Below are 23,001 nucleotides of genomic sequence, written 5' to 3'. Positions count from 1 at the left end.
CTCCTCACAGATAGGCACATTTCCCCATGGCACGAATCTATGACGACGTAACCCAGCTTGTCGGCGGCACCCCGCTGGTCCGCCTGAACCGGCTGTCCGATGGCCTGGACGCAACCGTGGCCGTGAAGCTGGAGTTCTACAACCCGGCCAACAGCGTCAAGGACCGGATCGGCGTCGCCATCATCGACGCCGCGGAGAAGTCCGGCGCGCTCAAGCCCGGCGGCACGATCGTCGAGGGCACCTCCGGCAACACCGGCATCGCCCTGGCCATGGTCGGCGCGGCCCGCGGCTACAAGGTCATCCTCACCATGCCGGAGACCATGTCCACCGAGCGCCGCGTCATGCTGCGCGCCTACGGTGCCGAGATCGTCCTGACCCCGGGCTCCGAGGGCATGCGGGGCGCCGTCGAGAAGGCGCAGGAAATCGTCGCCAACACCGAGAACTCCATCTGGGCCCAGCAGTTCGCCAACGAGGCCAACCCCGCCGTCCACCGCCGCACCACCGCCGAGGAGGTCTGGGAGGACACCGACGGCAAGGTGGACATCTTCGTCGCCGGCGTCGGCACCGGCGGAACCGTCACCGGCGTCGGACAGGTCCTCAAGGAGCGCAAGCCCGGCGTGCAGATCGTCGCCGTCGAACCCAAAGACTCCCCCATCCTCAACGGCGGCGCCCCCGGCCCGCACAAGATCCAGGGCCTGGGCGCGAACTTCGTCCCCGAGATCCTCGACACCACCATCTACGACGAGGTCATCGACGCCTCCCTCGAGGACTCCGTCCGGGTGGCCCGGGACCTCGGCGTCAAGGAAGGCATTCTCGGCGGCATCTCCTCCGGCGCGATCGTCTGGGCCGCGCTGGAACTGGCCAAGCGCCCGGAGAACGCCGGTAAGCTGATCGTTGCCGTGGTCTGCGACTTCGGGGAGCGCTACATCTCCACCGTGCTGTACGACGACATCCGCGGCTGACCCTAAAGCGGCCGCATTCTCAGAAAGAATTTTGTGGGCTTTTTCGCACGACTCAAGGAAGACCTCGACACCGCCCGGTCCCACGACCCGGCGGCGCGGGGCTCTTTCGAAAACTTCTTCGCCTACTCGGGGCTGCACGCGATCTGGGCCCACCGGCTCACCCACCGCCTGTGGCAGAACCCGTCGCTGCGGTTCCCGGCCCGGCTGATCTCCCAGCTGGCCCGGTTCATGACCGGCATCGAGATCCATCCGGGCGCCACGGTCGGCCGGAGGTTCTTCATTGACCACGGCATGGGCGTGGTCATTGGCGAGACGGCGGAAATCGGCGAAGACGTGATGATCTACCACGGCGTCACCCTCGGTGGACGCTCGCTGGCGAAGATCAAGCGGCACCCCACCATCGAGGACCGCGTCGTGATCGGCGCCGGCGCCAAGGTCCTGGGCCCCATCACCATCGGCCGGGACAGCGCCATCGGCGCGAACGCCGTCGTGGTTAAGGACGCCCCGGCCGAATCGATCCTGACCGGCGTGCCCGCCACCTGGCGGCACCGCGACGCCCAGCGCGAGACCAAGAAGGCCGTCGACCCGGCCGAGTACCTGATCGAATACCGCATTTAGGGTTAGAACCGCTGCGGCCGCCGCCCCGGAAGTCCGGGCCGGCGGCCGCAGCCATCTAAGCGCTAGTGGGTGTCCACGGCCTCAACCTCGGACTTGTCCTCGCCCCAGAGGGTGTGGAACGTACCCTCGGCGTCGACGCGGCCGTAGGTGTGGGCGCCGAACAAGTCGCGCTGGCCCTGGATCACGGCGGCCGGCAGGCGCTTGCGGCGCAGGCCGTCGTAGTAGGCCAGCGAGGAGGAGAACACCGGCACCGGGATGCCCAGCTGCACCGCGGTGGCCACCACGCGGCGCCACGCCGGCAGGGCGTCGGCGATCGCGGCGGTGAACGCGGGGGCAAAGAGCAGGTTGGCCGGCTTCTCCTCGGCGGAGTACGCCTTGGTGATGTCCTTGAGCAGTTCGGCTCGGATGATGCAGCCGCCCCGCCACAGGGAAGCGATCTCGTCCAGCTTCAGCTCCCAGCCGTATTCCTTGGCGGCCGAGGTCAGCATGTCCAGGCCCTGCGCGTAGGAGACCAGCTTGGAGGCGTAGAGCGCCTGGCGCACGTCCTCCACGAAGGTCTCGGGGACCTCGACGTCGGCCTCTCCCCCGGCCAACAGCTCCTGCGCCAGCTTCCGCTGGCCGGCCTGCGAGGACAGCGCCCGGGCGAAGACGGACTCGGCGATGCCGGAGACCGGGGAGCCCAGCTCCAGGGCGGAGATGACGGTCCACCGGCCGGTGCCCTTCTGGCCGGCGGCGTCCACGACGACGTCGACGAACGGCTTGCCCGTTTTCGCGTCGACGTGGCCCAGGACCTCGGCGGAGATTTCGATCAGGAAGGAGGCGAGGTCGCCCTTGTTCCATTCGGCGAAGATCTTTGACTGCTCGGCCGGCTCGATGCCCGCGCCGGAGCGGAGCAGGTCGAAGGCCTCGCCGATGACCTGCATGTCCGCGTATTCGATGCCGTTGTGGACCATCTTGACGAAGTGGCCGGCACCGTCGGTGCCGATCCAGGCGCAGCAGGGCTGGCCGTCGACGTGGGCGGAGATCTTCTCCAGGAGCGGGCCGAGGGCCTCGTAGGACTCCTTGGAGCCGCCGGGCATGATCGAGGGGCCGTTCAGGGCACCCTCCTCGCCGCCGGAGACGCCGATGCCGACGAAGTGCAGGTCCTTCTTGGCGAGGGCGGCCTCGCGGCGGCGGGTGTCCTCGTAGTGGGAGTTGCCGGCGTCGATGATGATGTCTCCGGCTTCGAGCAGCGGCTCGAGCTGTTCGATGACGGAGTCGACCGGCTTGCCGGCCTTGACCATGATCAGGACGCGGCGGGGCTTCTCCAGCGAGTCGACGAGTTCCTGCAGTGTTTCGGTCCGGACGAAGTCGCCCTCGGAGCCGTGCTTTTCGAGGAGCGCGTCGGTCTTTTCCACCGAGCGGTTGTGGAGGGCGACCGTGAAGCCGTTACGGGCGAGGTTGCGGGCGAGGTTTGCCCCCATCACCGCAAGGCCGGTGACACCGATGTGTGCTGACATCAAATCTCCAATTCATTGGGTGCAACGAGTGCAGTTGGCTGGCCGAAGACGGCGCCTCCTAGACAGTCTATGATTTTCGGCCGGGACCGCGCCCGTTCGCGGCTCCTGTGACGGGCACGCCACTATGCTTACGACTATGTCGACCAGCCTCCACCATCAAGCCATCGAGCATCTGGGAACCCGGATTGTCAGGGGCGAGCTCCCGACCGGCCACGTGATGCTCGCCGAGCACCTGGAGGACGAGCTCAAGGTCTCCCGCTCCGTGGTCCGCGAGGCGGTCCGGGTGCTGCAGTCCCTGGGCCTGGTCGAGACCATTAAGCGGGTGGGCATCCGGGTGCTGCCGGCCAACCGGTGGAACCCGTTCGACCCGTCCGTCATCCGGTGGCGCCTGGCCGGCGAGGGCCGGGGCGCCCAGCTCCGCTCGCTCGCGGAGCTGCGCACGGCGGTGGAACCCGTCGCGGCCGAGCTGGCCGCGGCCAACGCACCCGACGATATCCGCAGCGAGCTGGTGGAAATCTCCCATGCCATGCGGGAAGCCGGCGTGGCCGGGGACGTCCCGAGGTTCCTGGACCTCGACATCAGGTTCCACTCGCTGTTGCTCACCGGGTCCGGGAACGAGATGTTCGCGAACCTTGTGGGGCAGGTGGCGGAGACGCTGACCGGGCGGACGATGCACGGGCTGATGCCGGACCATCCGCAGACCTATGCGCTGCAGTGGCACGTCGACGTCGCGGAGGCCATCGCCACCGGCAACGGTCCGGCGGCGCGGGAGGCCTCCGACAAGATCATGCGCGAGACCATTGCGGACATGGAGCCGAGCTGGCGGGACCAGCCCCGGGTTTTCGTCCCCGTCCGGCCGGCCTGACCCGGGGCCGGTTACTGGCCCCGCGAATTAGTCCCGACACTGGGCTAATTCAACCGCTTTCAGTTTCACATTTCGTCTCATTTCCGGTATGTTTTTCTCAAGCCCTCCACCGCGGCATCCCCCAATAGCCGCGGTGGAGGGCTTTTCCATGCCCGGGAAAACGGCCCGGAAAACCGCCCGGGCCAGGGTCTCACGCCGCGTCGGCCACCAGGTCCCTGAGCCGCCACCCGCCGCCGAGGCCGTCGCGGATAAGTTCCATGGTGGTCAGCGCCGATCCGGCATTGCGGCCCAGCCGCGCCTGGATCTGCCAGACCTCCACGTCCACCCGGCCCAGGTCCCGCGGCATTCGCCGCTCGGCCTCCCACCAGCTCACCCGCTCGAACCAGCGGACCGGGTCCGCGCCGATGATCCATTCCCGGCCGCCGCGGATGACGGTGTGGGGGCGCCCGTCCGGGCCGGCTGTGACGAGTACGTGTTCCATGCAACTGACGCTATGGCCGGGCACCGACATTTATCCGGGACCGGCCGCCGTGGTCTTCGACCTGAGCTCAACCGGGGGCTATAGGACAAAACGTGTGTATGGATTGGGCCTGCTTCCCAGTGACGGCGGGGGAAATCAGGGGTAGCTAAGCTTTGAAAGCTTAGGGTGGCTGGGGTGCTTGCATATCTCTGGAATGTTCGATCTGCGGTCGACCGCTGGTTCGGAACGGAAAAACGGCGGCTGGGAAGCAGCGGTACCGGTGTCTGTATTGCGGGGCGAGCCGCTCGGGTGAACGCCCGGATGTGAGCCGGCGCGCGGAGCTGGATGCTTTTCTGGGCTGGCTGCTGGGCACGGGCTCGCAGACGTCGGCTGCCTCGTTTGGCACTGCCCGGTCGTTCCGGCGCCGCACAGCATGGTGTTGGAATATCGCCCCCTCTATTCCGGCGACGGGCGAGATCTATGACCAGGTCCAGATCGACGGGATCTACGTCGGGTCATGGTGCTGCCTCATCGCGATCGCCGGAGAGCACGTGATCGGCTGGCAGTGGTGCGACACTGAGAAAAAGGCCGCCTGGGCCGCTTTGCTTCAACGCTTCCCCGCACCGCGGGTGGTGATCACCGATGGTGGTTCCGGGATCGCGGCCGCCCTGTCCGATTGCTGGTCAGATACCGCGGTGCAACGCTGCCTCGTCCACGTTCAACGCAACGTACGCACCTATCTGACCAGCCGCCCGCGGACCGAGGCGGCCAGGGCCCTACTGCGGTTGGGGCGGGCTCTCACAAGGACCAGCACACCTGCGCAGGCCGCGGCGTGGCTGGGCCACCTCAACGACTGGCACCAAGACCACGGTCACCTCGTCCGGGCCCGCACCTACCGCACCGCGACCACCATGGCACCGGCATGGGTCCGGTCGAACCAGAGCTGGTGGTTCACCCACGACCGGCTTCGAAAGGCCTACCGCCTCCTGGAACGGCTCAGCCAGGCCGGGACGCTGTTCACCTACCTCCGCCACGAGTTCGCCGGACTCGACATTGCCGCCACGACCAACCGGATCGAGGGCGGCACGAACGCCCAGCTACGACTGATCCTCCGGGCCCACCGAGGGATGAGCGAAAAACACCAGAAACGGGCCATTGAGTGGTACCTCTACCTGCACAGCGAAACCCCGGTCCCGCCGTCAAAGCTCATCAAATCGCAACACCACACGCCCGCACGCCGCCCTGCTCAAACCACCCTTGAGCAACCCCACGGGCCGGAGCAATACGGCACCGCAGCCACCGCAGAAGAAGGCCTCTGGGCCCGGACGGGCTGGGCAGGACGCCCCTGACACACCCGGGATTTACACACGTTTTGTCCTATAACCCTCAACCGGCCCCCCGGCCGGGCCCCGGACAAAGAAAAACCCCGCCGCGGTTGCCTTGCGGCTCCCGCGACGGGGTTCATGATGGTGGGTCCTACCGGGATCGAACCGATGACATCCACGGTGTAAACGTGGCGCTCTACCAGCTGAGCTAAAGACCCGTCACGCCGGTTTCCATGCCTCGGCACGTCAACCAACGAACATTGACCTTACCCGAAGCGCGGGCTCCTGCGCCAATCGGCGCGGCCGCGGAACACCGGGTCAGAGGGCGGGGAGTTCGGACTCGAGCCAGGTCAGCGACTCGCTGACGCCGGCCTCCAGCTTGATGGTCGCCAGGTCGTCGCCGCGGGTCTGGCCGCGGTTGATGATCACGACCTCCTTGCCCTGCTTGACGGCGTGGCGGACGAAGCGCAGCCCGCTCATCACGGTCAGCGAGGAACCGGCGACCAGGAGCGCGCCGGCGGAGTCCACCATGGCGTAGGAACGCTCCACCCGGTCCTTGGGCACGTTTTCGCCGAAGTAGACGAAGTCGGGTTTCAGGGTGCCGCCGCAGGCCGGGCAGTTCGCGACGACGAACTCGCTGATCAGCGCCTCGTCCTCCACGGTGGCGTCCGCGTCCGGGGCGGCCTCCACTACGCCGCCGGCGAGGGCGGCGTCGAGGAATCCGGGGTTGAGTTCTTCCAGCACCCCGGCCAGCAGGGTCCGGCTGTAGCTGCGGCCGCAGGCCAGGCACACCACCCGGTCGAAGCGGCCGTGCAGGTCCACGACGTTCCGGCTGCCGGCGTCCTCGTGCAGCCGGTCCACGTTCTGGGTGATCAGGCCCGTGAGCAGCCCGCGCTGTTCCATCCGGGCCACGGCCGTGTGGCCGTCGTTGGGGTCGGCCCGGCGGAGGTGGGACCAGCCGATATGGTTCCGGGCCCAGTAGCGCTGCCGGTTATCCGGCGAGCCGATGAACTCCTGGTACGTCATGGGTGCACGCGGCGCCGCACCGGGGCCGCGGTAGTCGGGGATGCCCGAGTCGGTGCTGAGACCGGCGCCGGTGAGCAACGCGAAGCGTTTCCCGGCGAGGACTCCGTGGATCTCCTGCAGGACCTCAAGTTCGTCGCGGGCCGGCTCCGCGGGTGTGACGGGGGAAGGCTCGCGAAGCCCGTCATCCCTACCCCGGGCCGCCGCTGCCTCATACCGTTTCCGGTCCCCGGCTGGAGGACGGGTCCGTGGAGGGGAGGAGGAATTGCCGGACAGTTCCGCGAGGGCCGCCCGGTAGCCGGCGAAGTCACGCGCCTGGCCCCGGGGGTTGACCACGACGTACCGGACGGTGCCGGCCGCGTCGATGATGAACGTCCCGCGCAGGGCCATGCCGCTCTCCGGGTCGAACACCCCGTACCGCTCCGCCACCGCTCCGTGCGGCCAGAAGTCCGCCAGCAGGTCGAAGCTGTAGCCTTCCTTCTCGGCGTAGGCGCGCTGGGCGAACTTGCTGTCCACCGAGATGCCCAGCACCACGGCGTCGGCGTCCTCGAAGACGGAGAGGTTGTCCCGCAGTTCGCACAGTTCGCCCGTGCAGATGCCGGAGAAGGCGAACGGGAAGAACACCAACACCACGGTGCGGCCCCGCAGTTCGGAGAGCCGGACGGGCTCACCGAACTGGTTGACCAGCTCGAAGTCCGGGGCCGGCTGCCCGACGGCGGGCACGGCGCCGGGCTGCCCGGCGGGAGCCTGCGCCGGCGCGGTACCGGTCACTTGTTCTTCCGGGTCACCAGCCGGGTGGCGCTCCAGTCCTGGGAGACCCCGGCGGAGGTGGTGCAGTGCAGGCCGGCGGTGGGCGCCGCCTCCTGCAGTTCCGAGGGCGAGACGTAGCCGGTGCGGCCCTTCTTCGGGGTCAGCACCCAGACCACACCGCCGTCGGTCAGGGAGGTCAGGGAGTCCACCAGCGTGTCGACCAGGTCACCATCACCGTCGCGCCACCAGAGGATGGCCGCGTCGACCACCTCGTGGTCGTCCTCATCGAAGATCTCGGACCCGGTGAGGTCCTCGATGTCATCACGCAAGTCGAAGTCGACGTCGTCGTCGTAACCGAACTCCTGAATCAGATCCCCGTTCTTGAAACCCAATTTTTCCGCCACATTTACCGAAGTGGCGGCGTCGGCCTCGCTCACGTGTTGCTCCTATGCTGTTGGTGCGTCTGTTGGTGCCTGCCGGCAGGATGCCCGCTGTGTCCGATAGTGACACATTCCATGGTGCTAGTGATTTCCATTACTCCAAGCCAACACCCTTTGTGCGTCCGCTTCAAGCTGTGGGCCCCGCGATCCGCCATATTCTGCGTCACACCGGGGCGGCGGCGGCTACGCATCCGCGGACGCGCAAGGCTAGAGTGGCTGATGACGACCATGCCTGCGCGGACAACCGACCGCTCCCACTGTCAGGCCTGGTTGTGATTGGACCAAGCCCGGCGTACAGGACCGGGCTGCTGTTACCGATATGTCGCACACGTCGCGTTCACGCCAGGCAGTCACCCTGCCGGAGCTGAGGGTGCCGGTGAATGCGCTCAAAGAGAGGTTGGACGTGGCTGCAGGAGAAGATACCTCCCATATCCTCAGCGGGTTGACTAACCAGCTGCCTGATCGTGATCCGGAAGAGACCGCCGAATGGCTGGAGTCCCTGGACACCCTGATTCAGGAACAGGGCACGGAGCGTGCCCAGTACATCATGCGAAGCCTGCTTCAGCGGGCCGGCGCCCAGAGCGTGGGCGTGCCGATGGTGACCACCACGGACTACGTCAACACCATCCCGGTGGACCAGGAAGCCCCGTTCCCCGGCGATGAGGAAATCGAACGCAAGTACCGCGCCTGGCTGCGCTGGAACGCCGCGATCATGGTGCACCGCTCACAGCGGCCCGAAATCGGCGTCGGCGGCCACATTTCTACCTACGCCGGTGCCGCGACCCTCTACGAAGTCGGCTTCAACCACTTCTTCCGCGGCAAGGACCACCCGGGCGGCGGCGACCAGGTCTTCTTCCAGGGCCACGCCTCCCCGGCATGTACGCCCGCGCCTTCCTCGAGGGCCGGCTGAGCGAGGAAGACCTCGACGGCTTCCGCCAGGAGAAGTCCAAGGAGGGCCACGCCCTCTCCAGCTACCCGCACCCGCGCCTGATGCCGGAGTTCTGGGAGTTCCCCACCGTCTCCATGGGCATCGGCCCGATGAACGCCATCTACCAGGCGCAGTCGAACCGCTACCTGCACAACCGCGGCATCAAGGACACCTCCGACCAGCAGGTCTGGGCGTTCCTGGGCGACGGCGAAATGGATGAGCCGGAATCCCGCGGCCTGCTCCAGCTCGCCGCAAACGACAAGCTGGACAACCTCAACTTCGTCATCAACTGCAACCTGCAGCGCCTCGACGGCCCGGTCCGCGGCAACGGCAAGATCATGCAGGAACTCGAGGCCTTCTTCCGCGGCGCCGGCTGGAACGTCATCAAGGTCGTCTGGGGCCGCGAGTGGGACAACCTGCTCGCCAAGGACGACGACGGCTCGCTCGTGAAGATCATGAACGAGACGGTCGACGGCGACTACCAGACCTACAAGGCCGAGTCCGGCGGATTCGTCCGCGAGCACTTCTTCGGCAAGACCCCGCAGACCAAGGACATGGTCGCGGACATGACGGACCAGGAGATCTGGAACCTCAAGCGCGGCGGCCACGACTACAACAAGGTCTACGCCGCGTACAAGGCCGCCACCGAGTTCAAGGGCAAGCCGACGGTCATCCTGGCCCACACGGTCAAGGGCTACGGCCTGGGCACCCACTTCGAGGGCCGCAACGCGACCCACCAGATGAAGAAGCTCACCCTGGCGGACCTGAAGGCCTTCCGCGACCACCTGCGCATCCCGATCACGGACGAGCAGCTCGAGGCCGACCCGTACCAGCCGCCGTACTACCACCCGGGTGCGGACTCTCCGGAGATCAAGTACCTGATGGAGCGCCGCCAGGCCCTGGGCGGTTTCGTGCCCGAGCGCCGGTCCAAGCACACCGACGTCACCCTGCCGGGCGACAAGGCGTACGAGGTCGCCAACCGCGGCTCCGGCAAGCAGCTGGCCGCCACCACCATGGCGTTCGTCCGGCTGCTCAAGGACCTGATGCGGGATAAGGAATTCGGTTCCCGGATCGTGCCGATCATCCCGGATGAGGCCCGCACCTTCGGCATCGACGCGTTCTTCCCGACCGCGAAGATCTACAACCCGAACGGCCAGAACTACCTTTCCGTGGACCGCGACCTTGTCCTCGCGTACAAGGAGTCGATCGCCGGCCAGATCGTGCACGCCGGCATCAACGAGGCCGGTTCGGTTGCGGCCTTCACCGCCGCCGGCACCTCCTACGCCACCCACGGCGAGCCGCTGATCCCGATCTACGTCTTCTACTCGATGTTCGGCTTCCAGCGCACCGGCGACTCCTTCTGGGCCGCCGCCGACCAGATGACCCGCGGGTTCATCATCGGCGCCACCGCCGGCCGCACCACGCTGACCGGCGAAGGCCTGCAGCACGCCGACGGCCACTCCCCGATCCTCGCCGCCACCAACCCGGCCGTCGTCACCTACGACCCGGCCTACGGCTACGAGATCGGCGTCATCATGCGTGACGGCCTGAACCGGATGTACGGCCCGGGCCCGGCGGACAACGACCCGTCGCGGAACGTCATGTACTACCTGACGGTCTACAACGAGCCGATCTCGCAGCCGGCGGCCCCCGCCGAGCTCGACGTCGAGGGCATCGTCAAGGGCATCTACCTGCTGGCGCCGGCCAAGATCGACGGCCCCCGCACGCAGATCCTCGCCTCCGGCGTGTCCGTGCCGTGGGCCCTCGAGGCCCAGCGTGTGCTGGCCGAGGACTGGGGCGTTTCCGCCGACGTCTGGTCCGTCACGTCCTGGACCGAGCTGCGCCGCGACGCCATGGCCGCCGAGGAAGAGGCCTTCCTCAACCCGGGCCAGCCGGCCCGCGTGCCGTTCGTCACCGAACAGCTCGCCGGTGCCACCGGCCCGATCGTCGCGGTCTCGGACTACATGAAGGCCGTCCCGGACCAGATCCGCCAGTTCGTCCCGAACGAGTTCGCCTCGCTCGGCGCCGACGGCTTCGGCTTCTCCGACACCCGCGCCGCTGCACGTCGCTTCTTCAAGAACGATGTGCACTCGATCGTGGTCCGCTCGCTGCAGATGCTTGCCCGCCGCGGCGAGGTCGACGCGCAGGCCCCGGCCCAGGCGATCGAGAAGTACCGGCTGCTCAACGTCAACGCCGGCACCACCGGTAACGCGGGCGGTGACTCCTAGGAGTCACCCGGCCGGACCGGAATACACGACGACGGCGGTCCCCACGGTGTGGGGGCCGCCGTCGGGCTTTAACCACGGCGGCCCGCCGTGTGATCCAGCGCAAAGCTAGTTGTAGCCTTCGCACAAATGGAGCTTGTCAGGCGGGCGCCGTATGCTCGTTGTCATGGCAGAGCCCACCCCCACCCCCGCGCAGCGCAAATCCGCCGCCCGGACCCTGTCCCCGGAGAAGGCCGAGACGCTGAAGAAGCTCCGCTCCAGCGTGGGCCAGCTCTCCACCACCACGCTGCGGCGGCTGGAATCCTCGCTGCCCTGGTACAGCCGGCTGAACTCCGACGAACGCTCCGCGCTGGGCATGGTGGCCCAGAACGGCATCGCCGCCTTCGTCACCTGGTTCGAACGGCCCAGCTCGCCGTCGTGGATCCTCTCCGACGTCTTCGGCACCGCCCCCACCGAACTGACCCGCTCCATCAGCCTGCAGAAGGCCCTCCAGCTGATCCGGATCGTGGTGGAGGTGGTCGAGGAGCAGGTCCCGATCATCGCCCCCGAGGCGGACCAGGCGGCCCTGCGCGAGGCGGTGCTCCGCTACTCGCGCGAGGTCGCCTTCGCCGCCGCCGACGTCTACGCCCGCGCCGCGGAGACCCGCGGTTCCTGGGACACCCGGCTGGAAGCCCTGATCGTCGACGCCATCCTGCGTGGCGAGAACACCGATGCCCTGCGGTCCCGGATCGCGGCCCTGGGCTGGAAGGCGCAGGAACGTTTCACCGTCATGGTGGGCAATTCGCCCTCGGAACCCAGCGCCAGCTACGTCAGCGAGCTGCGCCGCACCGCCGGCCGGTTCGCCGAGGACGCCCTGGTGGGAATCCAAGGCGACCGGCTGATCCTGATCCTCGGCGGCGTGCAGGACCGGGAGACCGCCTGTCAGAAGCTCAGCGAACTCTTCGCCCCCGGTCCCGTCGTGTACGGCGCCGAGGCAGCCTCCCTGCCGGAGGCCAGCAGCTCCGCCCAGTCCGCCTTCGCCGGCCTCACCGCCGCCCGCGCCTGGCCCTCGGCCCCGCGCCCGGTCGCCGCGGACGACCTGCTGCCGGAGCGGGTCATCTCCGGCGACGACGCGGCCCGCCGGTCCCTGGTGAAGAACATCTACCGGCCCCTCCTGGCCGCCTCGAACGGGCTGGTGGAGACCCTGGGGACCTACCTCGAACTGGGTCATTCGCTCGAAGCCACGGCCCGGGAATTGTTCGTCCACGCCAACACGGTCCGTTACCGGCTCAAGCGCGTCTGCGACGTGACCGGCTGGGATCCACTGATCCCGCGGGAGGCGTTCGTGCTCCAGGCGGCCCTCGTGGTGGGGCGTCTCTCCACCCCGCCGAAGCCCGCCGTGGAGCGGCAGCCATCCCGCAACGGCGGCTGAGAGGTTGTAGACTTCCTACAAACTGACCCAGTGAGCTTGGTGCATGAAAGTACCGATGAATCACGCGGCATTTGGAAAGCTGGATACGTGCTTGCAATCGTCTGCCCTGGACAGGGCTCCCAGACCTCCGGTTTTCTGGCCCCCTGGCTGGAACTGCCCTCCGTCCCAGGCCACCTGGCCTCCCTGAGCGAAATAGCAGGTATCGACCTCACCGCCCACGGCACCACCTCCGATGAGGAGACCATCAAGGACACCGCCGTCGCGCAGCCGCTGATCGTCGCGGCCGGACTCGTCGCCGCGAAGGCGCTGTTCGACGTCGAACTCGAAACCCTCCCCGTCATCCTCGCCGGCCACTCGGTGGGCGAAATCACCGCCTCCGCGCTGGCCGGTGTCCTCACCGAGACCGAGGCCATGACCTTCGTCCGGGAACGCGCCAACGGCATGGCCGCCGCGGCCGCCGCCACCCCGACCGGCATGAGCGCCGTCGTCGGCGGCGACCCCGCCGAGGTCCTGGCCGCCATCGAGGCCGCCGGGCTGACCCCCGCGAACGTCAACGGCGCCGGACAGACCGTCGCCGCCGGCACCCTCGAGCAGCTCAAGGCCCTCGCGGACAAGCCGCCGGCCAAGGCCCGGGTCATCCCGCTCAAGGTCGCCGGTGCGTTCCACACCTCACACATGTCTCCCGCCGTCGCCGCACTTCAGGCGCTGCGCCCCACGCTTCACCCCCGCAACCCGCAGGTTCCGCTGCTCTCGAACTTCGACGGCGCGCAGGTCACCGACGGCGGCGCCGCGGTAGACAGCCTCATCGCCCAGGTCTCCCGCCCGGTCCGCTGGGACCGCTGCATGGAGACCCTGGTGGAGCGCGGCGTCACCGGCCTGATCGAGCTGGCCCCGGCAGGCACCCTCGCCGGCCTGGCCAAGCGCGGCATTCCCGGCGTGAAGACTGTTACCGTCAAGACACCGGACGATCTGTCCGATGCCTTGGCACTATTCGCAGAACTTGAGGGAGGAAAATGAGCACTCCTACGCTGAAGCAGGCCCCCCTGCAGAACGGCACCCGTGTGCTGGGCGTCGGTGCGTACCGTCCCGACGTCATCGTCACCAACGAGGACGTCTGCCAGTGGATCGACTCCTCCGATGAGTGGATCCGCCAGCGCACCGGGATCGTCACCCGGCACCGCGCCCCCGCAGACGTCAGCGTGATCGACATGGCCGAGGGCGCCGCCCGCGAGGCCCTCGAACGCGCCGGCGTCGATCCCTCCGAGCTCGGTGCCGTGATCGTCTCTACGGTCACCCACCCCTACGCCACGCCATCCGCGGCCGCGAGCCTGACCGACCGCCTGGGTGCCACGCCGGCCCCGGCCTTCGACATCTCGGCCGCGTGTGCCGGGTACTGCTACGGCATCGCCCAGGCCGACGCCCTGGTCCGCTCCGGTGCCGCCAAGTACGTGCTGGTGGTCGGCGCCGAGAAGCTCTCCGACGTCATCGACAACACCGAGCGCACCATCTCGTTCCTGCTCGGCGACGGCGCGGGCGCCGTCGTCATCGGCCCTTCCGACACCCCGGGCATCGGCCCGTCGGTCTGGGGCTCGGACGGCAGCAAGTGGGACGCCATCGGCATGACCCACTCGATGCTGGACATCCGCGACCACGCCGCCGGCAAGGGCGCCCTCAGCGAGGGCGAAGCCGCCGTCACCGAGGCCGCGCTCTGGCCCACGCTGCGCCAGGACGGCCAGACGGTGTTCCGCTGGGCGGTCTGGGAAATGGCCAAGGTGGCCCAGCAGGCCCTCGACGCCGCGGGCGTCAAGGCCGAGGACCTCGCCGCCTTCATCCCGCACCAGGCCAACATGCGGATCATCGACGAGATGGCCAAGCAGCTCAAGCTGCCGGAATCGGTCATCGTCGCCCGGGACATCGCCGAGGCGGGCAACACCTCGGCGGCGTCCATTCCGCTGGCCACGCACCGGCTGTTGCAGGACTACCCCGGCCTCAGCGGCGGACTCGCCCTGCAGATCGGTTTCGGCGCCGGGCTGGTCTTCGGCGCCCAGGTGATCGTGCTGCCGTAGTCCACCGCGACTTCCCGGGTGCCGGCACGGCAGGCAGCCCGGATTCCCCCACCGGACCGAACCCTCGGCCCGAACCACTCCGCCCAACGCTCCGGACCCGTCCGGCGGCCGATGGCACCAACAAAAGAAGGAGCCACCATGGCTAACAACGAAGAGATCCTGGCCGGCCTGGCCGAAATCGTGAACGAAGAGACCGGCCTGGCCCCCGAGGCCGTCGAAATGGACAAGTCCTTCACCGAGGACCTCGACATCGACTCCATCTCGATGATGACCATCGTGGTCAACGCCGAGGAAAAGTTCGGCGTACGCATCCCGGACGAAGAGGTCAAGAACCTCAAGACCGTCGGCGACGCCGTCAACTTCATCGCCAACGCCCAGGCCTAATTCCGCCTGCTCCCCGGCGCCGTCCCCCACGGGGGCGGTACCGCGGGCCGCCGGGGGCCGCTGACACAGCGGCTCCCGGCGCTCCCCCGATTCACTGACTGACCACCGAGTTTCCTACGCAGGCCCCGGCGCCCTGGCTGGCACCGTTAGCGGCACGCGCACCGACGAAAGAGTGATCCCATGGCACGCAAAGTAGTCATCACCGGTCTGGGTGCCACCACACCCATCGGCGGCGATGTCCCCACAATGTGGAAGAACGCGCTCAAGGGCGTCTCCGGCGCGCACACGCTCGAAGACGACTGGGTTGCCAAGTACGAGCTGCCCGTCCACTTCGCCGCACGCGCCTCCACCCCGCCCTCGAGGTCCTGAGCCGGGTCGAAGCCAAGCGCATGGACCCGTCCACCCAGTTCGGCGTGATCGCGGCCCGTGAGGCCTGGGCCGACGCCAACATCGACGGCATCGATCACGACCGCCTGGCCGTGGCCTTCGCCACCGGCATCGGCGGCGTCTGGACCCTGCTGGACGCCTGGGACACCCTGCGCGAAAAGGGCCCCGCCGTGTCCTGCCGATGACCGTTCCGATGCTGATGCCCAACGGTGTCGCCGCCGCGGTCAGCCTGGACCTGGGAGCCCGCGCCGGCGCCCACACACCCGTCTCCGCCTGCGCCTCCGGCACCGAAGCCGTGCACATGGGACTGGAGCTGATCCGCTCCGGGAAGGCCGACGTCGTCGTCTGCGGCGGCGCCGAAGCCGCCATCCACCCGATGCCGATCGCCGCGTTCTCCTCGATGCAGGCCCTCTCCCGCCGCAACGACGATCCCGAGCACGCCTCCCGCCCGTACGACCGCGACCGTGACGGCTTCGTCATGGGCGAGGGCGCCGGCGCACTGGTCCTCGAGGCCGAGGAGCACGCCCTGGCCCGCGGCGCCCGGATCTACGCTGAACTGGCCGGCACCTCGGTAACCGCGGACGCTTACCACATCACTGCCCCGGACCCCGAGGGCCTGGGCGCCACCCGAGCACTGAAGGCGGCCATGTTCGACGGCCGCATCCAGGCCGAGGACGTGGTGCACGTCAACGCGCACGCCACCTCCACCCCGGTCGGTGACAAGCCCGAGTACACCGCCCTCAAGGCCGCCCTCGGCAACCACGTGGACAACGTGGCGGTCTCCGCCACCAAGTCCCAGATGGGCCACCTGCTGGGCGCCTCCGGTGCCGTGGAAGCGGTCCTGACGGTCCTCGCCGTGCACGAACGCAAGGCTCCCGTCACCATCAATCTGGAGAACCAGGACCCGGAGATCCCGCTGGACGTCGTGACCTCCGAGCGGGCGCTCCCGGCCGGCAACATCGTCGCGCTGAGCAACTCCTTCGGCTTCGGCGGCCACAACGCCGTGATCGCGGTGCGCAGCATCTAGCGTCCACCGCACGCAGCACGAACGACGGCGGCCAGGTTCCCTTCGCGGGGAACCTGGCCGCCGTCGTTTGCGTTGGCCCGTCCGCTACTTGTTGACCATGGGGTTGACCTCGGCCTTGGCGATGGCGCCGCCGTCGGTGCCCCACGCCGCCAGAATCTTCTTGTAGGTCCCGTCCTCGATCAGCTTGTTGGTGGCTCCTGCCACCGCGTCGGCGAGGGCCGTGTCCGACTTGGCGACGGCGATGCCCACCGGCGAGGCGCCGTAGACGTCGCCGAGCGTCTGCAGCTTCCCGTCGGACTGGGTGATGGCGTAGGCCACCGTGATGGACCCGGCCGCCATGGCGTCCATGCCGCCGGCCACCAGACGGGTGGTGACGTCGGTCTGGTTCTTCAGGGAGACGACGTCGATCGCGGGCTTTCCGGCCGCGACGCACTGGGCGCTCCGGCCGGAGATGTCCGGGTTCTCCTGGAAGGTTCCGGTCTGCACCCCGACGGTCTTCCCGCACAAATCGTCCAGGGAGATGTTCTTCGGGTTGCCCTTCTGCACCGCCCACTGCGTTCCGGCCTGGAAGTAGCTGACGAAGTTGGCGGCCTTGCTGCGTTCCTTCGTAATGAAGAACGAGGACACGCCCAGGTCATACTTCGGGCCGAGCGAGGGGAGGATGCCCTCGAACGGGGAGGTCTGCACCTCCACCTTCAAGCCGAGGGTGGCGCCGATGGCCTTCGCCAGGTCGACGTCGTATCCCACCGGGGTCTGGCCGTCGGAGGCCGCGAGGAACTCCGCCGGGGCGTAGGTAGTGTCCGAGCCGACCGTCAGCTTCCCCTTGGACCGGATCTGGTCCGGAACCTTGGCGGCCAGGGCGTCGTCCTTGGCGACGGTTCCCGGGTCGAACGTCGCCGTCGCCTGCCCGCTGCCGCCGGTGCCCGAACCTGCCCCGGAGCCGGACCCCGCCTCGGAGGCGTTCGTGCAGGCGCTCAGGGCGACGAGGACGGCCGCTGCGGCCGCCGCCGTCCGGAGGCCCTGCCCATTCAGTACGTTCATGGTGTTACTACCTTTCATGGTGCCCGCCCACGCGGTGGTCGGGCGGGCTGTCCTAAGCTCCCTGGTTGATCCGGCGCAGCGCCACCTCGGCCAGCCAGGCAGCGGCGTCGGGGAGCACGGCATCGTCGAAGAGGGCGTGGGGTGAGTGGTTGGAGCCGGCGTCGGCGGGGTCCCCGTGAGCGCAGGCGCTGAGGAAGAGGTAGGCGCTGGGGACCTCGTTGCCGACGAACGAGAAGTCCTCGGCGCCGGGCATCGGGTTCGCCATGGGCGCATAGCGGTCCTCGCCGAAGAGGTCCACGATGGTGCGGCGGGCCAGCTCGTACTCGTCCGGGGCGTTTTCCGTGACCGGGTAGAGCTCGTGGTAGTTCACCGCTGCCTCCAGGCCGTGGGAGGCGGCGATGCCCTCGAGAAGCCGCACGCTGCGCTCCTTGATGGCGGCCCGGGATTCGGCGCTGAAACTGCGGACGGTCGCGTCGAATTCGGCGTGCTCGGGGATGATGTTCTCCCGGGTGCCGCCGGCGATCCGGCCCACGGTGATGACCACCGGGTCGAAGACGTCGAAGGCCCGGGTCACCATGGTCTGGAGGGCGGTGACCGCTTCGCAGAGGGCCGGGATGGGGTCGTTGGCGTGGTGCGGCTGGGAGCCGTGGCCGCCGGATCCGATGAACCGCACGTGGAGGTCGTCGACGGCGGCCATCTGTGGGCCGGGGCGGCCGAACCAGACGCCGCGCGGGTGGGCCGCGGAGAAGACGTGCAGGCCGAAGGCCGCGTCGACGCGGCGTCCGGCTGCCTCGAGGATGCCCTCCTCGATCATCGGCAGCGCTCCCCGGGGCCTTCCTCCCCAGGCTGGAACATGAATACGATGTCGCCGGCCAGCTCATCCTTGAGCGAGGACAGGATCCGGGCCGCGCCCACCAGGCCCGCGACGTGCATGTCGTGGCCGCAGGCGTGCATCAGTCCCTCGTGCGAGGAGCGGTACTCCAGCCCGTTGTCCTCGATCACGGGCAGGGCGTCCATGTCGCCGCGGAGCAGCACCACCGGCTTGGGTCCGCTGGCCGGCGCAGCCCCGCCGCGGAGGACCGCCGTCACGGAGCTCAGGCTCCGTCCCAGCGTGATCTCCAGGCCGAGGTCCTCCAGTTCGTCGAGGAGCCGGCGCTGGGTCAGCGGCAGGTCGTTGCCCAGTTCCGGGATTCGGTGCAGCTCCCGCCGGAACGAGACGAGTCCGTCGGCGAGCTCCGCCGCCAGTTCCTGGGTGCGGGTGGGTTTCCTGGTGTCTGAGATCGTCACGCTCTCCATGCTTTCAGTAGTCGGGCGGTCACGGGGACCGGGTCAACCCCTCCACCGTGTGATACTTGGCCCATGCAGACGCCCAAATTGACGGAAACGGACTCTAGTCTCCGTAATATGCAGGATTCGGTCACGCTGGGTGAGCTGGACCTGGCGCTGGTGAACGCCCTGCAGCTGCGCCCGCGGGCCAGCTGGGCGGAGCTGGCCGGTCCGCTGGGCACGACGGCGACCACGCTGGCCCGCCGGTGGGACCGGATGACCGCCGCGGGCCTGGCCTGGATCACGGCCTCCTTCGGTCGGGAATTCAGCCGCAGCCGCTGCATCTCCTACGTCATGATCCGCGCGGATCCGGGTACCCGGACGGGACTGGTGGAGCGGCTCTCCGCGTGTCCCGAGGTTGCCACGATCGAGGTGGCCACGGGCGGTCACGACATCAACTGCGACGTGCTGACCCGTGACCTGCGCGAACTGGACATCTTCCTGACCACCAAGGTCTACGGGGTGCCGGGGGTGGTGTCCGTGTCCGTGCTTCTCACCACGTCCCTCTATCTGGAGGGGAGCCGCTGGCGGCTGCGGTCGCTGGACCCGAGCCAGCTCAATGTCCTCAACCGGAGCACCATGTCCGTGGGGCAGGGCACCTACGCGATGGTCCTGGACGACCTGGACCGGTCCCTGCTGGAGCACCTGTCCCTGGACGGGCGGCTGGGCTGGGCGGAGCTGGCTTCCCTGACGGGCGCGAGCACGGCCACGTCGAGGCGCCGGGTGAACCGCCTGATCTCCTCTGGGATCATGACCTTCCGCTGCGAGATCGCCCATCCGCTGGCCGGCTGGCCGATCCAGGCCTCGCTGCTGGGCGTCGCGCCGGGGCAGGACCTGGACCGGATCGGACGGGAGCTGGCCGCGTGGCCGGAGTGCCGGTTCGTGGCGGCGGTAACGGGGACGGCCAACCTTTACGCCACGTTCTGGGTCCGGGACCTGGGCGAGTTGCAGCGGGTAGAGGCGCGGACGAGCGCCGTGTTCCCGACCCTGGGCGTGCTGGACCGGATGGTGGCCCTGAGTACGCCCAAGCGGATGGGGCACCTGTGCGACACCGAGGGCCGGCGTATCGGGACGGTGCCGATTTCGCCCTGGTAGGCAGGGCTGTCCCCGGTCAGCTCCCTCCCGCTGGCTCTGTGCGCCGCCATGGAGGAAGCGGCCCCGAAGCCTGCCGGGGAGTCGTGGGGGGCTAGCCGACCTGGTGGAGCCAGCGCACGGGGGCGCCCTCGGCGGCGTGCCGGAAGGGCTCCAGCTCCTCGTCCCAGGCCTCGCCGAGGGCGAGGGAGAGCTCGTGGTAGACGGCGGAGGGGTCGCCCGCGCCGGATTCGTAGGCGTAGCGGATGCGGTCCTCGGAGACCATGATGTTGCCGTGCACGTCGGTGACGGCGTGGAAGATGCCGAGCTCGGGGGTGTGGGACCAGCGGCCGCCGTCGACGCCCTGGCTGGGCTCTTCCGTCACCTCGTAGCGCAGGTGGGCCCAGCCGCGCAGTGCCGACGCCAGAGTGGCTCCCGTCCCCGGCGTACCGGTCCACGAGAGCTCGGCCCGGAACATTCCGGGCGCGGCGGGCTGCGGGGTCCACTCGAGGTCCGTGCGCTTGTCCACGACCGAGCCAATGGCCCACTCGACGTGGGGGCACAGGGCGGTCGGGGCCGAGTGAACGAACAGGACACCACGGGTTAGTGCAACAGACATTCCATCCTCCATAGCTATAGGTACGTCTTCCCCAACGACCTCTGCCAGGATGTCCGTCTGCCGCGGTTGCCCGCGTGCGGGGGCTGGTGCCCCTGCCAGACTATTCAGTTGTTTTGTGACTCAACTTCTTTGTAACGCTCGGTGACTCGACATAAATCACGTCCGGATCCGTGGTGGCCGGGAAACTCGGGAGCTTCGCGTGACCACGTGGTGGGTGCCGGGCGTGAACCCCATTGTGCCGTACCCCACCCTAATAAGCCAGTGCCGCGCAGCGCGCCGTCACCGCCGGGTTTTCGGCGTGTCGCGGATGCGGTTTCAGGCGCGCGGGTGGGCCTGTTGATAGCTGCTGCGGAGCCGGTCCACGGAGACGTGGGTGTAGATCTGGGTGGTGGCGAGGCTGCTGTGGCCGAGGATCTCCTGGACGGCCCGGAGGTCGGCGCCGCCGTCGAGCAGGTGGGTGGCAGCCGAGTGCCGCAGCGCGTGCGGGCCGGTGGCGGAAGTGTCGCCGAGGCCCTCCAGCTGGTCCTTGACGACGCTGCGGACCTGCCGCTGGTCCACCCGGTTGCCGCGCGCCCCGAGGAAGAGTGCGGGCCCGGAACCGTCCGCCACGAGGGCGGGGCGGCCGCGCCGGAGCCAGTCGTCGACGGCGAGCGCTGCCGGCACACCGTACGGTACCGTCCGTTCCTTGTTGCCCTTGCCGAGCACCCGCAGGGTGCGGCGGTCCGGGTCGAGGTCGTCGATGTCGAGGCCGGTCAGTTCGCCGACGCGGATGCCGGTGGCGTAGAGGAGTTCCAGGATGGCCCGGTTCCGTAGCGCCATGGGTCCGCCGTCCGCCGCGGCCGCTTCGGCGCCTGCGACCAGGCGCTGAACCTGGCCTTGCTGGAGGACGCCGGGCAGGGACTTCTCGCGCTTGGGGGCCCGCAGCCGGAGGGCCGGGTCAGCGGCCAGGAGTTCCTCGCGGACGGCCCAGGCGGTGAAGGCCCGAGCGGTGGCGGCGCGGCGGGCCAGCGTTGCCCGGGCCATGCCGGCCTCGCTCTGCGCGCCCAGCCAACGGCGGAGGGTCCCGAGCTCGAGGTCTCCCAGTCCCGTGGCACCCTCGGACGCGGCGTGGCCGAGGAGGCTCTCGACATCGGCCAGGTACGCCCGCACGGTATGGGCGGAGCGGCCGCGTTCGGCGTCGAGGTACCGGCCGAAGGCGGCGGCGGCCTCGGCGAGCGCGGGAGGGATGGCTGGTGCTGGCACCCTTCCACTCTCCCAGCCCCGTCCCGCTTCCCGGCGGAGCCCGACGGCGCGCCGTCTCCTTCCTGCTCGACCGGGCTTGCCACGGCGCCGAGAGCTCCTTGCGACGGGGGTGCACGGCACCACCCCTAAACCGCCGCCGCCGAGCGTTTCCAGCCACCGTGGCGGGACTCGGCCAGGCCCACCAGGCCAAGCCGTCCCAGGCCGGCCCGGACGGACTCGGGGCTCAGCCCGGCGACGACCGCCAGCTTCTCCACGGTGCTGGTGACCCGCAATGGCAGCGCATCCAACAGGATCAGGTCCTCCAGGGTCAGCCCGTCTTGGACCTCCGACCGTCCCGCCGCCTGGTCTGGGAGGGAGTCGCCGCTGGGCGAGACGAGTTCGGCGATCTCCGCGGCATCTGTGACGCACACCGCCCCTCCCTCCCGGAGCAGCCGGTGGCAGCCGGCGGAGTTGGCGCTGTGGACCGATCCGGGGACGGCGCCGACCGCACGGCCGAGGGTTTCGGCGTGGTGGGCGGTGTTGAGGGCACCGGAGCGCCAGCGCGCCTCCACCACCACGGTGGCCCCGGCCAGGGCGGCGATGATCCGGTTGCGCTGCAGGAAGCGGTACCTGGTGGGCGCCGAGCCGGGAGGCACCTCGGCCAGCACCGCGCCCTGGTTGGCCACCGTGCGGAGCAGGTCCTCGTTCCCGGACGGATAGAAGCGGTCCACTCCCCCGGCCATCACGGCGATCGTCGGCAGACCGGTCGCCCCGGCGAGAGCGGCCCGGTGGGCGTGGGCGTCGATGCCGTAGGCCCCGCCGGAGACGATGGTGAAACTGCGCTGCGCCAGTGCGTAGGCCAGGTCGGCGGTGACGGAAGAGCCATAGGAGGTGCTGTCCCGTGACCCGACGAGGGCGACAGCCTTCGCTGGAGGGGCAGTTCCTGCTCCTGGCCCCGCCACCACAGGCAGAGCGGCTCCTGCAGCCCCAGGTCCGCCAGTTGCGCCGGCCACAGCCCGTCGGTGGGGATGAGCAGCCGTCCGCCTAGTCGCTGCATGGTGGTCAGGTCCCGTGCCGGGGCGAGGTCCGGGACGCGGGGTGCCCAGCGTTTGAGCGCCATGCCCAGGCCCGACCAGCCGCCTCCGGCACCGGCTTCCGCCAGCAGCCCGGTGATCTCCTGTTCCAAGGATGGACCGGGCTTCAGCTGGCCGGTGGCGATCCGGAGGGCGTCCTCCGCACCGGCGGCCTGCACCAGGGCCAGGCCCGCGGCGTCCTGCGGTTCCATCAGCCGGGACAGGGCGGCCCGGGCGGTGCGTTCGTTGGCGGTCATGCTGTTCTCCTCCTCGGGGTGGG

The 23,001-nt window shown here is 69.1% G+C and carries 15 protein-coding genes, 1 tRNA gene and 6 pseudogenes; 11 read left to right on the top strand and 11 right to left on the bottom strand.

Going from position 1 to position 23,001, the window contains the following annotated elements; all coding sequences use genetic code 11:
• The first annotated feature begins 26 nt into the window (after nucleotides 1-26).
• Both cysK and epsC read left to right on the top strand, forming a co-directional pair.
• The gene (cysK, locus tag ACRQ5B_RS12725; RefSeq protein ID WP_432394370.1) at nucleotides 27-962 is read left to right on the top strand and encodes a cysteine synthase A; all 936 of its coding nucleotides are present in this window, start codon (nucleotides 27-29) and stop codon (nucleotides 960-962) included.
• A gap of 33 nt (nucleotides 963-995) precedes the next feature.
• On the top strand, nucleotides 996-1,580 hold the full coding sequence (gene epsC, locus ACRQ5B_RS12720) for a serine O-acetyltransferase EpsC (RefSeq protein ID WP_412883285.1): 585 nt from the start codon (nucleotides 996-998) through the stop codon (nucleotides 1,578-1,580).
• 62 nt (nucleotides 1,581-1,642) lie between these two features.
• Here epsC and gndA read toward each other — a convergent pair whose 3' ends face one another.
• Nucleotides 1,643-3,079 carry an NADP-dependent phosphogluconate dehydrogenase gene (gene gndA / locus ACRQ5B_RS12715; protein ID WP_432394367.1) on the bottom strand — a complete coding sequence of 479 codons (1,437 nt, stop codon included), beginning with the start codon at nucleotides 3,077-3,079 and terminating at the stop codon, nucleotides 1,643-1,645.
• A gap of 136 nt (nucleotides 3,080-3,215) precedes the next feature.
• On the opposite strand from gndA, the gene ACRQ5B_RS12710 reads away from it, so the two are divergent.
• Nucleotides 3,216-3,944, top strand: coding sequence for a FadR/GntR family transcriptional regulator (locus ACRQ5B_RS12710; RefSeq protein WP_364135075.1), 729 nt, complete (start codon nucleotides 3,216-3,218; stop codon nucleotides 3,942-3,944).
• A gap of 190 nt (nucleotides 3,945-4,134) precedes the next feature.
• On the opposite strand, the gene ACRQ5B_RS12705 is transcribed toward ACRQ5B_RS12710, so the two are convergent.
• Complete coding sequence (locus ACRQ5B_RS12705) at nucleotides 4,135-4,425, bottom strand: hypothetical protein (protein WP_432394364.1); 291 nt, start codon at nucleotides 4,423-4,425, stop codon at nucleotides 4,135-4,137.
• Between the two features lie 182 nt (nucleotides 4,426-4,607).
• On the opposite strand from ACRQ5B_RS12705, the gene ACRQ5B_RS12700 reads away from it, so the two are divergent.
• Nucleotides 4,608-5,753 carry an IS1249 family transposase gene (locus ACRQ5B_RS12700; protein ID WP_432398761.1) on the top strand — a complete coding sequence of 382 codons (1,146 nt, stop codon included), beginning with the start codon at nucleotides 4,608-4,610 and terminating at the stop codon, nucleotides 5,751-5,753.
• A gap of 118 nt (nucleotides 5,754-5,871) precedes the next feature.
• Here the strand turns inward: ACRQ5B_RS12700 and ACRQ5B_RS12695 are convergent.
• The 4 genes and pseudogenes from ACRQ5B_RS12695 to ACRQ5B_RS12680 form a co-directional block, all read right to left on the bottom strand.
• Nucleotides 5,872-5,947 (bottom strand) — tRNA-Val (locus ACRQ5B_RS12695).
• A gap of 100 nt (nucleotides 5,948-6,047) precedes the next feature.
• Nucleotides 6,048-6,967, bottom strand: a pseudogene (locus ACRQ5B_RS12690) (NAD-dependent protein deacetylase).
• A gap of 55 nt (nucleotides 6,968-7,022) precedes the next feature.
• Nucleotides 7,023-7,523: pseudogene (locus ACRQ5B_RS12685) on the bottom strand (peroxiredoxin); the annotation flags it as partial.
• Nucleotides 7,520-7,939, bottom strand: a complete 420-nt coding sequence (locus ACRQ5B_RS12680) for a DUF3052 domain-containing protein (RefSeq protein WP_432394361.1) — start codon at nucleotides 7,937-7,939, stop codon at nucleotides 7,520-7,522. The gene ACRQ5B_RS12680 and the pseudogene ACRQ5B_RS12685, both read right to left, overlap by 4 nt.
• Nucleotides 7,940-8,345: 406 nt before the next feature.
• Between ACRQ5B_RS12680 and aceE the strand changes: the two are divergent.
• The 6 genes and pseudogenes from aceE to fabF all read left to right on the top strand — a co-directional run bounded on the left by aceE (nucleotide 8,346) and on the right by fabF (nucleotide 16,370).
• Nucleotides 8,346-11,098: pseudogene (aceE, locus tag ACRQ5B_RS12675) on the top strand (pyruvate dehydrogenase (acetyl-transferring), homodimeric type).
• 163 nt (nucleotides 11,099-11,261) lie between these two features.
• On the top strand, nucleotides 11,262-12,506 hold the full coding sequence (locus ACRQ5B_RS12670; protein ID WP_290257563.1) for a PucR family transcriptional regulator: 1,245 nt from the start codon (nucleotides 11,262-11,264) through the stop codon (nucleotides 12,504-12,506).
• Between the two features lie 87 nt (nucleotides 12,507-12,593).
• Complete coding sequence (locus tag ACRQ5B_RS12665) at nucleotides 12,594-13,523, top strand: ACP S-malonyltransferase (RefSeq protein WP_432394357.1); 930 nt, start codon at nucleotides 12,594-12,596, stop codon at nucleotides 13,521-13,523.
• Complete coding sequence (locus ACRQ5B_RS12660) at nucleotides 13,520-14,572, top strand: beta-ketoacyl-ACP synthase III (protein WP_412883294.1); 1,053 nt, start codon at nucleotides 13,520-13,522, stop codon at nucleotides 14,570-14,572. Before ACRQ5B_RS12665 ends, ACRQ5B_RS12660 begins: the two co-directional genes overlap by 4 nt.
• 138 nt (nucleotides 14,573-14,710) lie before the next feature.
• On the top strand, nucleotides 14,711-14,956 hold the full coding sequence (locus ACRQ5B_RS12655; RefSeq protein WP_290257560.1) for an acyl carrier protein: 246 nt from the start codon (nucleotides 14,711-14,713) through the stop codon (nucleotides 14,954-14,956).
• A 180-nt stretch (nucleotides 14,957-15,136) separates the two neighbouring features.
• A pseudogene (fabF, locus tag ACRQ5B_RS12650) lies at nucleotides 15,137-16,370 on the top strand (beta-ketoacyl-ACP synthase II).
• Nucleotides 16,371-16,454: 84 nt separating this feature from the next.
• Here the strand turns inward: fabF and ACRQ5B_RS12645 are convergent.
• Together ACRQ5B_RS12645 and ACRQ5B_RS12640 are read right to left on the bottom strand one after the other, a co-directional pair.
• Nucleotides 16,455-17,411 carry an ABC transporter substrate-binding protein gene (locus ACRQ5B_RS12645; RefSeq protein ID WP_432394353.1) on the bottom strand — a complete coding sequence of 319 codons (957 nt, stop codon included), beginning with the start codon at nucleotides 17,409-17,411 and terminating at the stop codon, nucleotides 16,455-16,457.
• Between the two features lie 52 nt (nucleotides 17,412-17,463).
• Nucleotides 17,464-18,428 (bottom strand): annotated as a pseudogene (locus ACRQ5B_RS12640) (M20 metallopeptidase family protein).
• A gap of 387 nt (nucleotides 18,429-18,815) precedes the next feature.
• Between ACRQ5B_RS12640 and ACRQ5B_RS12635 the strand changes: the two are divergent.
• The gene (locus ACRQ5B_RS12635; RefSeq protein WP_432394351.1) at nucleotides 18,816-19,832 is read left to right on the top strand and encodes an Lrp/AsnC family transcriptional regulator; all 1,017 of its coding nucleotides are present in this window, start codon (nucleotides 18,816-18,818) and stop codon (nucleotides 19,830-19,832) included.
• A 91-nt stretch (nucleotides 19,833-19,923) separates the two neighbouring features.
• On the opposite strand, the gene ACRQ5B_RS12630 is transcribed toward ACRQ5B_RS12635, so the two are convergent.
• From ACRQ5B_RS12630 to dprA, 3 genes and pseudogenes are all read right to left on the bottom strand, one after another.
• Entirely contained in the window at nucleotides 19,924-20,427 is a 504-nt protein-coding gene (locus ACRQ5B_RS12630; protein ID WP_290257555.1) for a DUF3145 domain-containing protein, read from the bottom strand.
• 315 nt (nucleotides 20,428-20,742) lie between these two features.
• Nucleotides 20,743-21,669 carry a tyrosine recombinase XerC gene (locus ACRQ5B_RS12625; RefSeq protein ID WP_432394347.1) on the bottom strand — a complete coding sequence of 309 codons (927 nt, stop codon included), beginning with the start codon at nucleotides 21,667-21,669 and terminating at the stop codon, nucleotides 20,743-20,745.
• 125 nt (nucleotides 21,670-21,794) lie between these two features.
• A pseudogene (gene dprA / locus ACRQ5B_RS12620) lies at nucleotides 21,795-22,978 on the bottom strand (DNA-processing protein DprA).
• Nucleotides 22,979-23,001: the final 23 nt, after the last annotated feature.

The organism is Pseudarthrobacter sp. L19, assembly GCF_050859435.1.
Lineage (GTDB): Bacteria > Actinomycetota > Actinomycetes > Actinomycetales > Micrococcaceae > Arthrobacter.
The sequence above is the reverse complement of the archived record's forward strand: the minus strand, read 5'-3'. Positions and strand labels throughout refer to the sequence as shown.

Excerpts from the sequence above, each read along its gene's own strand:
- ACRQ5B_RS12630 (WP_290257555.1), bottom strand. The coding sequence starts at position 20,427 with ATGTCTGTTGCACTAACCCGTGGTGTCCTGTTCGTTCACTCGGCCCCG.
- ACRQ5B_RS12635 (WP_432394351.1), top strand. The coding sequence starts at position 18,816 with ATGCAGGATTCGGTCACGCTGGGTGAGCTGGACCTGGCGCTGGTGAAC.
- ACRQ5B_RS12705 (WP_432394364.1), bottom strand. The coding sequence starts at position 4,425 with ATGGAACACGTACTCGTCACAGCCGGCCCGGACGGGCGCCCCCACACC.
- ACRQ5B_RS12660 (WP_412883294.1), top strand. The coding sequence starts at position 13,520 with ATGAGCACTCCTACGCTGAAGCAGGCCCCCCTGCAGAACGGCACCCGT.
- ACRQ5B_RS12670 (WP_290257563.1), top strand. The coding sequence starts at position 11,262 with ATGGCAGAGCCCACCCCCACCCCCGCGCAGCGCAAATCCGCCGCCCGG.
- ACRQ5B_RS12710 (WP_364135075.1), top strand. The coding sequence starts at position 3,216 with ATGTCGACCAGCCTCCACCATCAAGCCATCGAGCATCTGGGAACCCGG.
- ACRQ5B_RS12655 (WP_290257560.1), top strand. The coding sequence starts at position 14,711 with ATGGCTAACAACGAAGAGATCCTGGCCGGCCTGGCCGAAATCGTGAAC.
- gndA (WP_432394367.1), bottom strand. The coding sequence starts at position 3,079 with ATGTCAGCACACATCGGTGTCACCGGCCTTGCGGTGATGGGGGCAAAC.
- ACRQ5B_RS12645 (WP_432394353.1), bottom strand. The coding sequence starts at position 17,411 with ATGAACGTACTGAATGGGCAGGGCCTCCGGACGGCGGCGGCCGCAGCG.
- cysK (WP_432394370.1), top strand. The coding sequence starts at position 27 with ATGGCACGAATCTATGACGACGTAACCCAGCTTGTCGGCGGCACCCCG.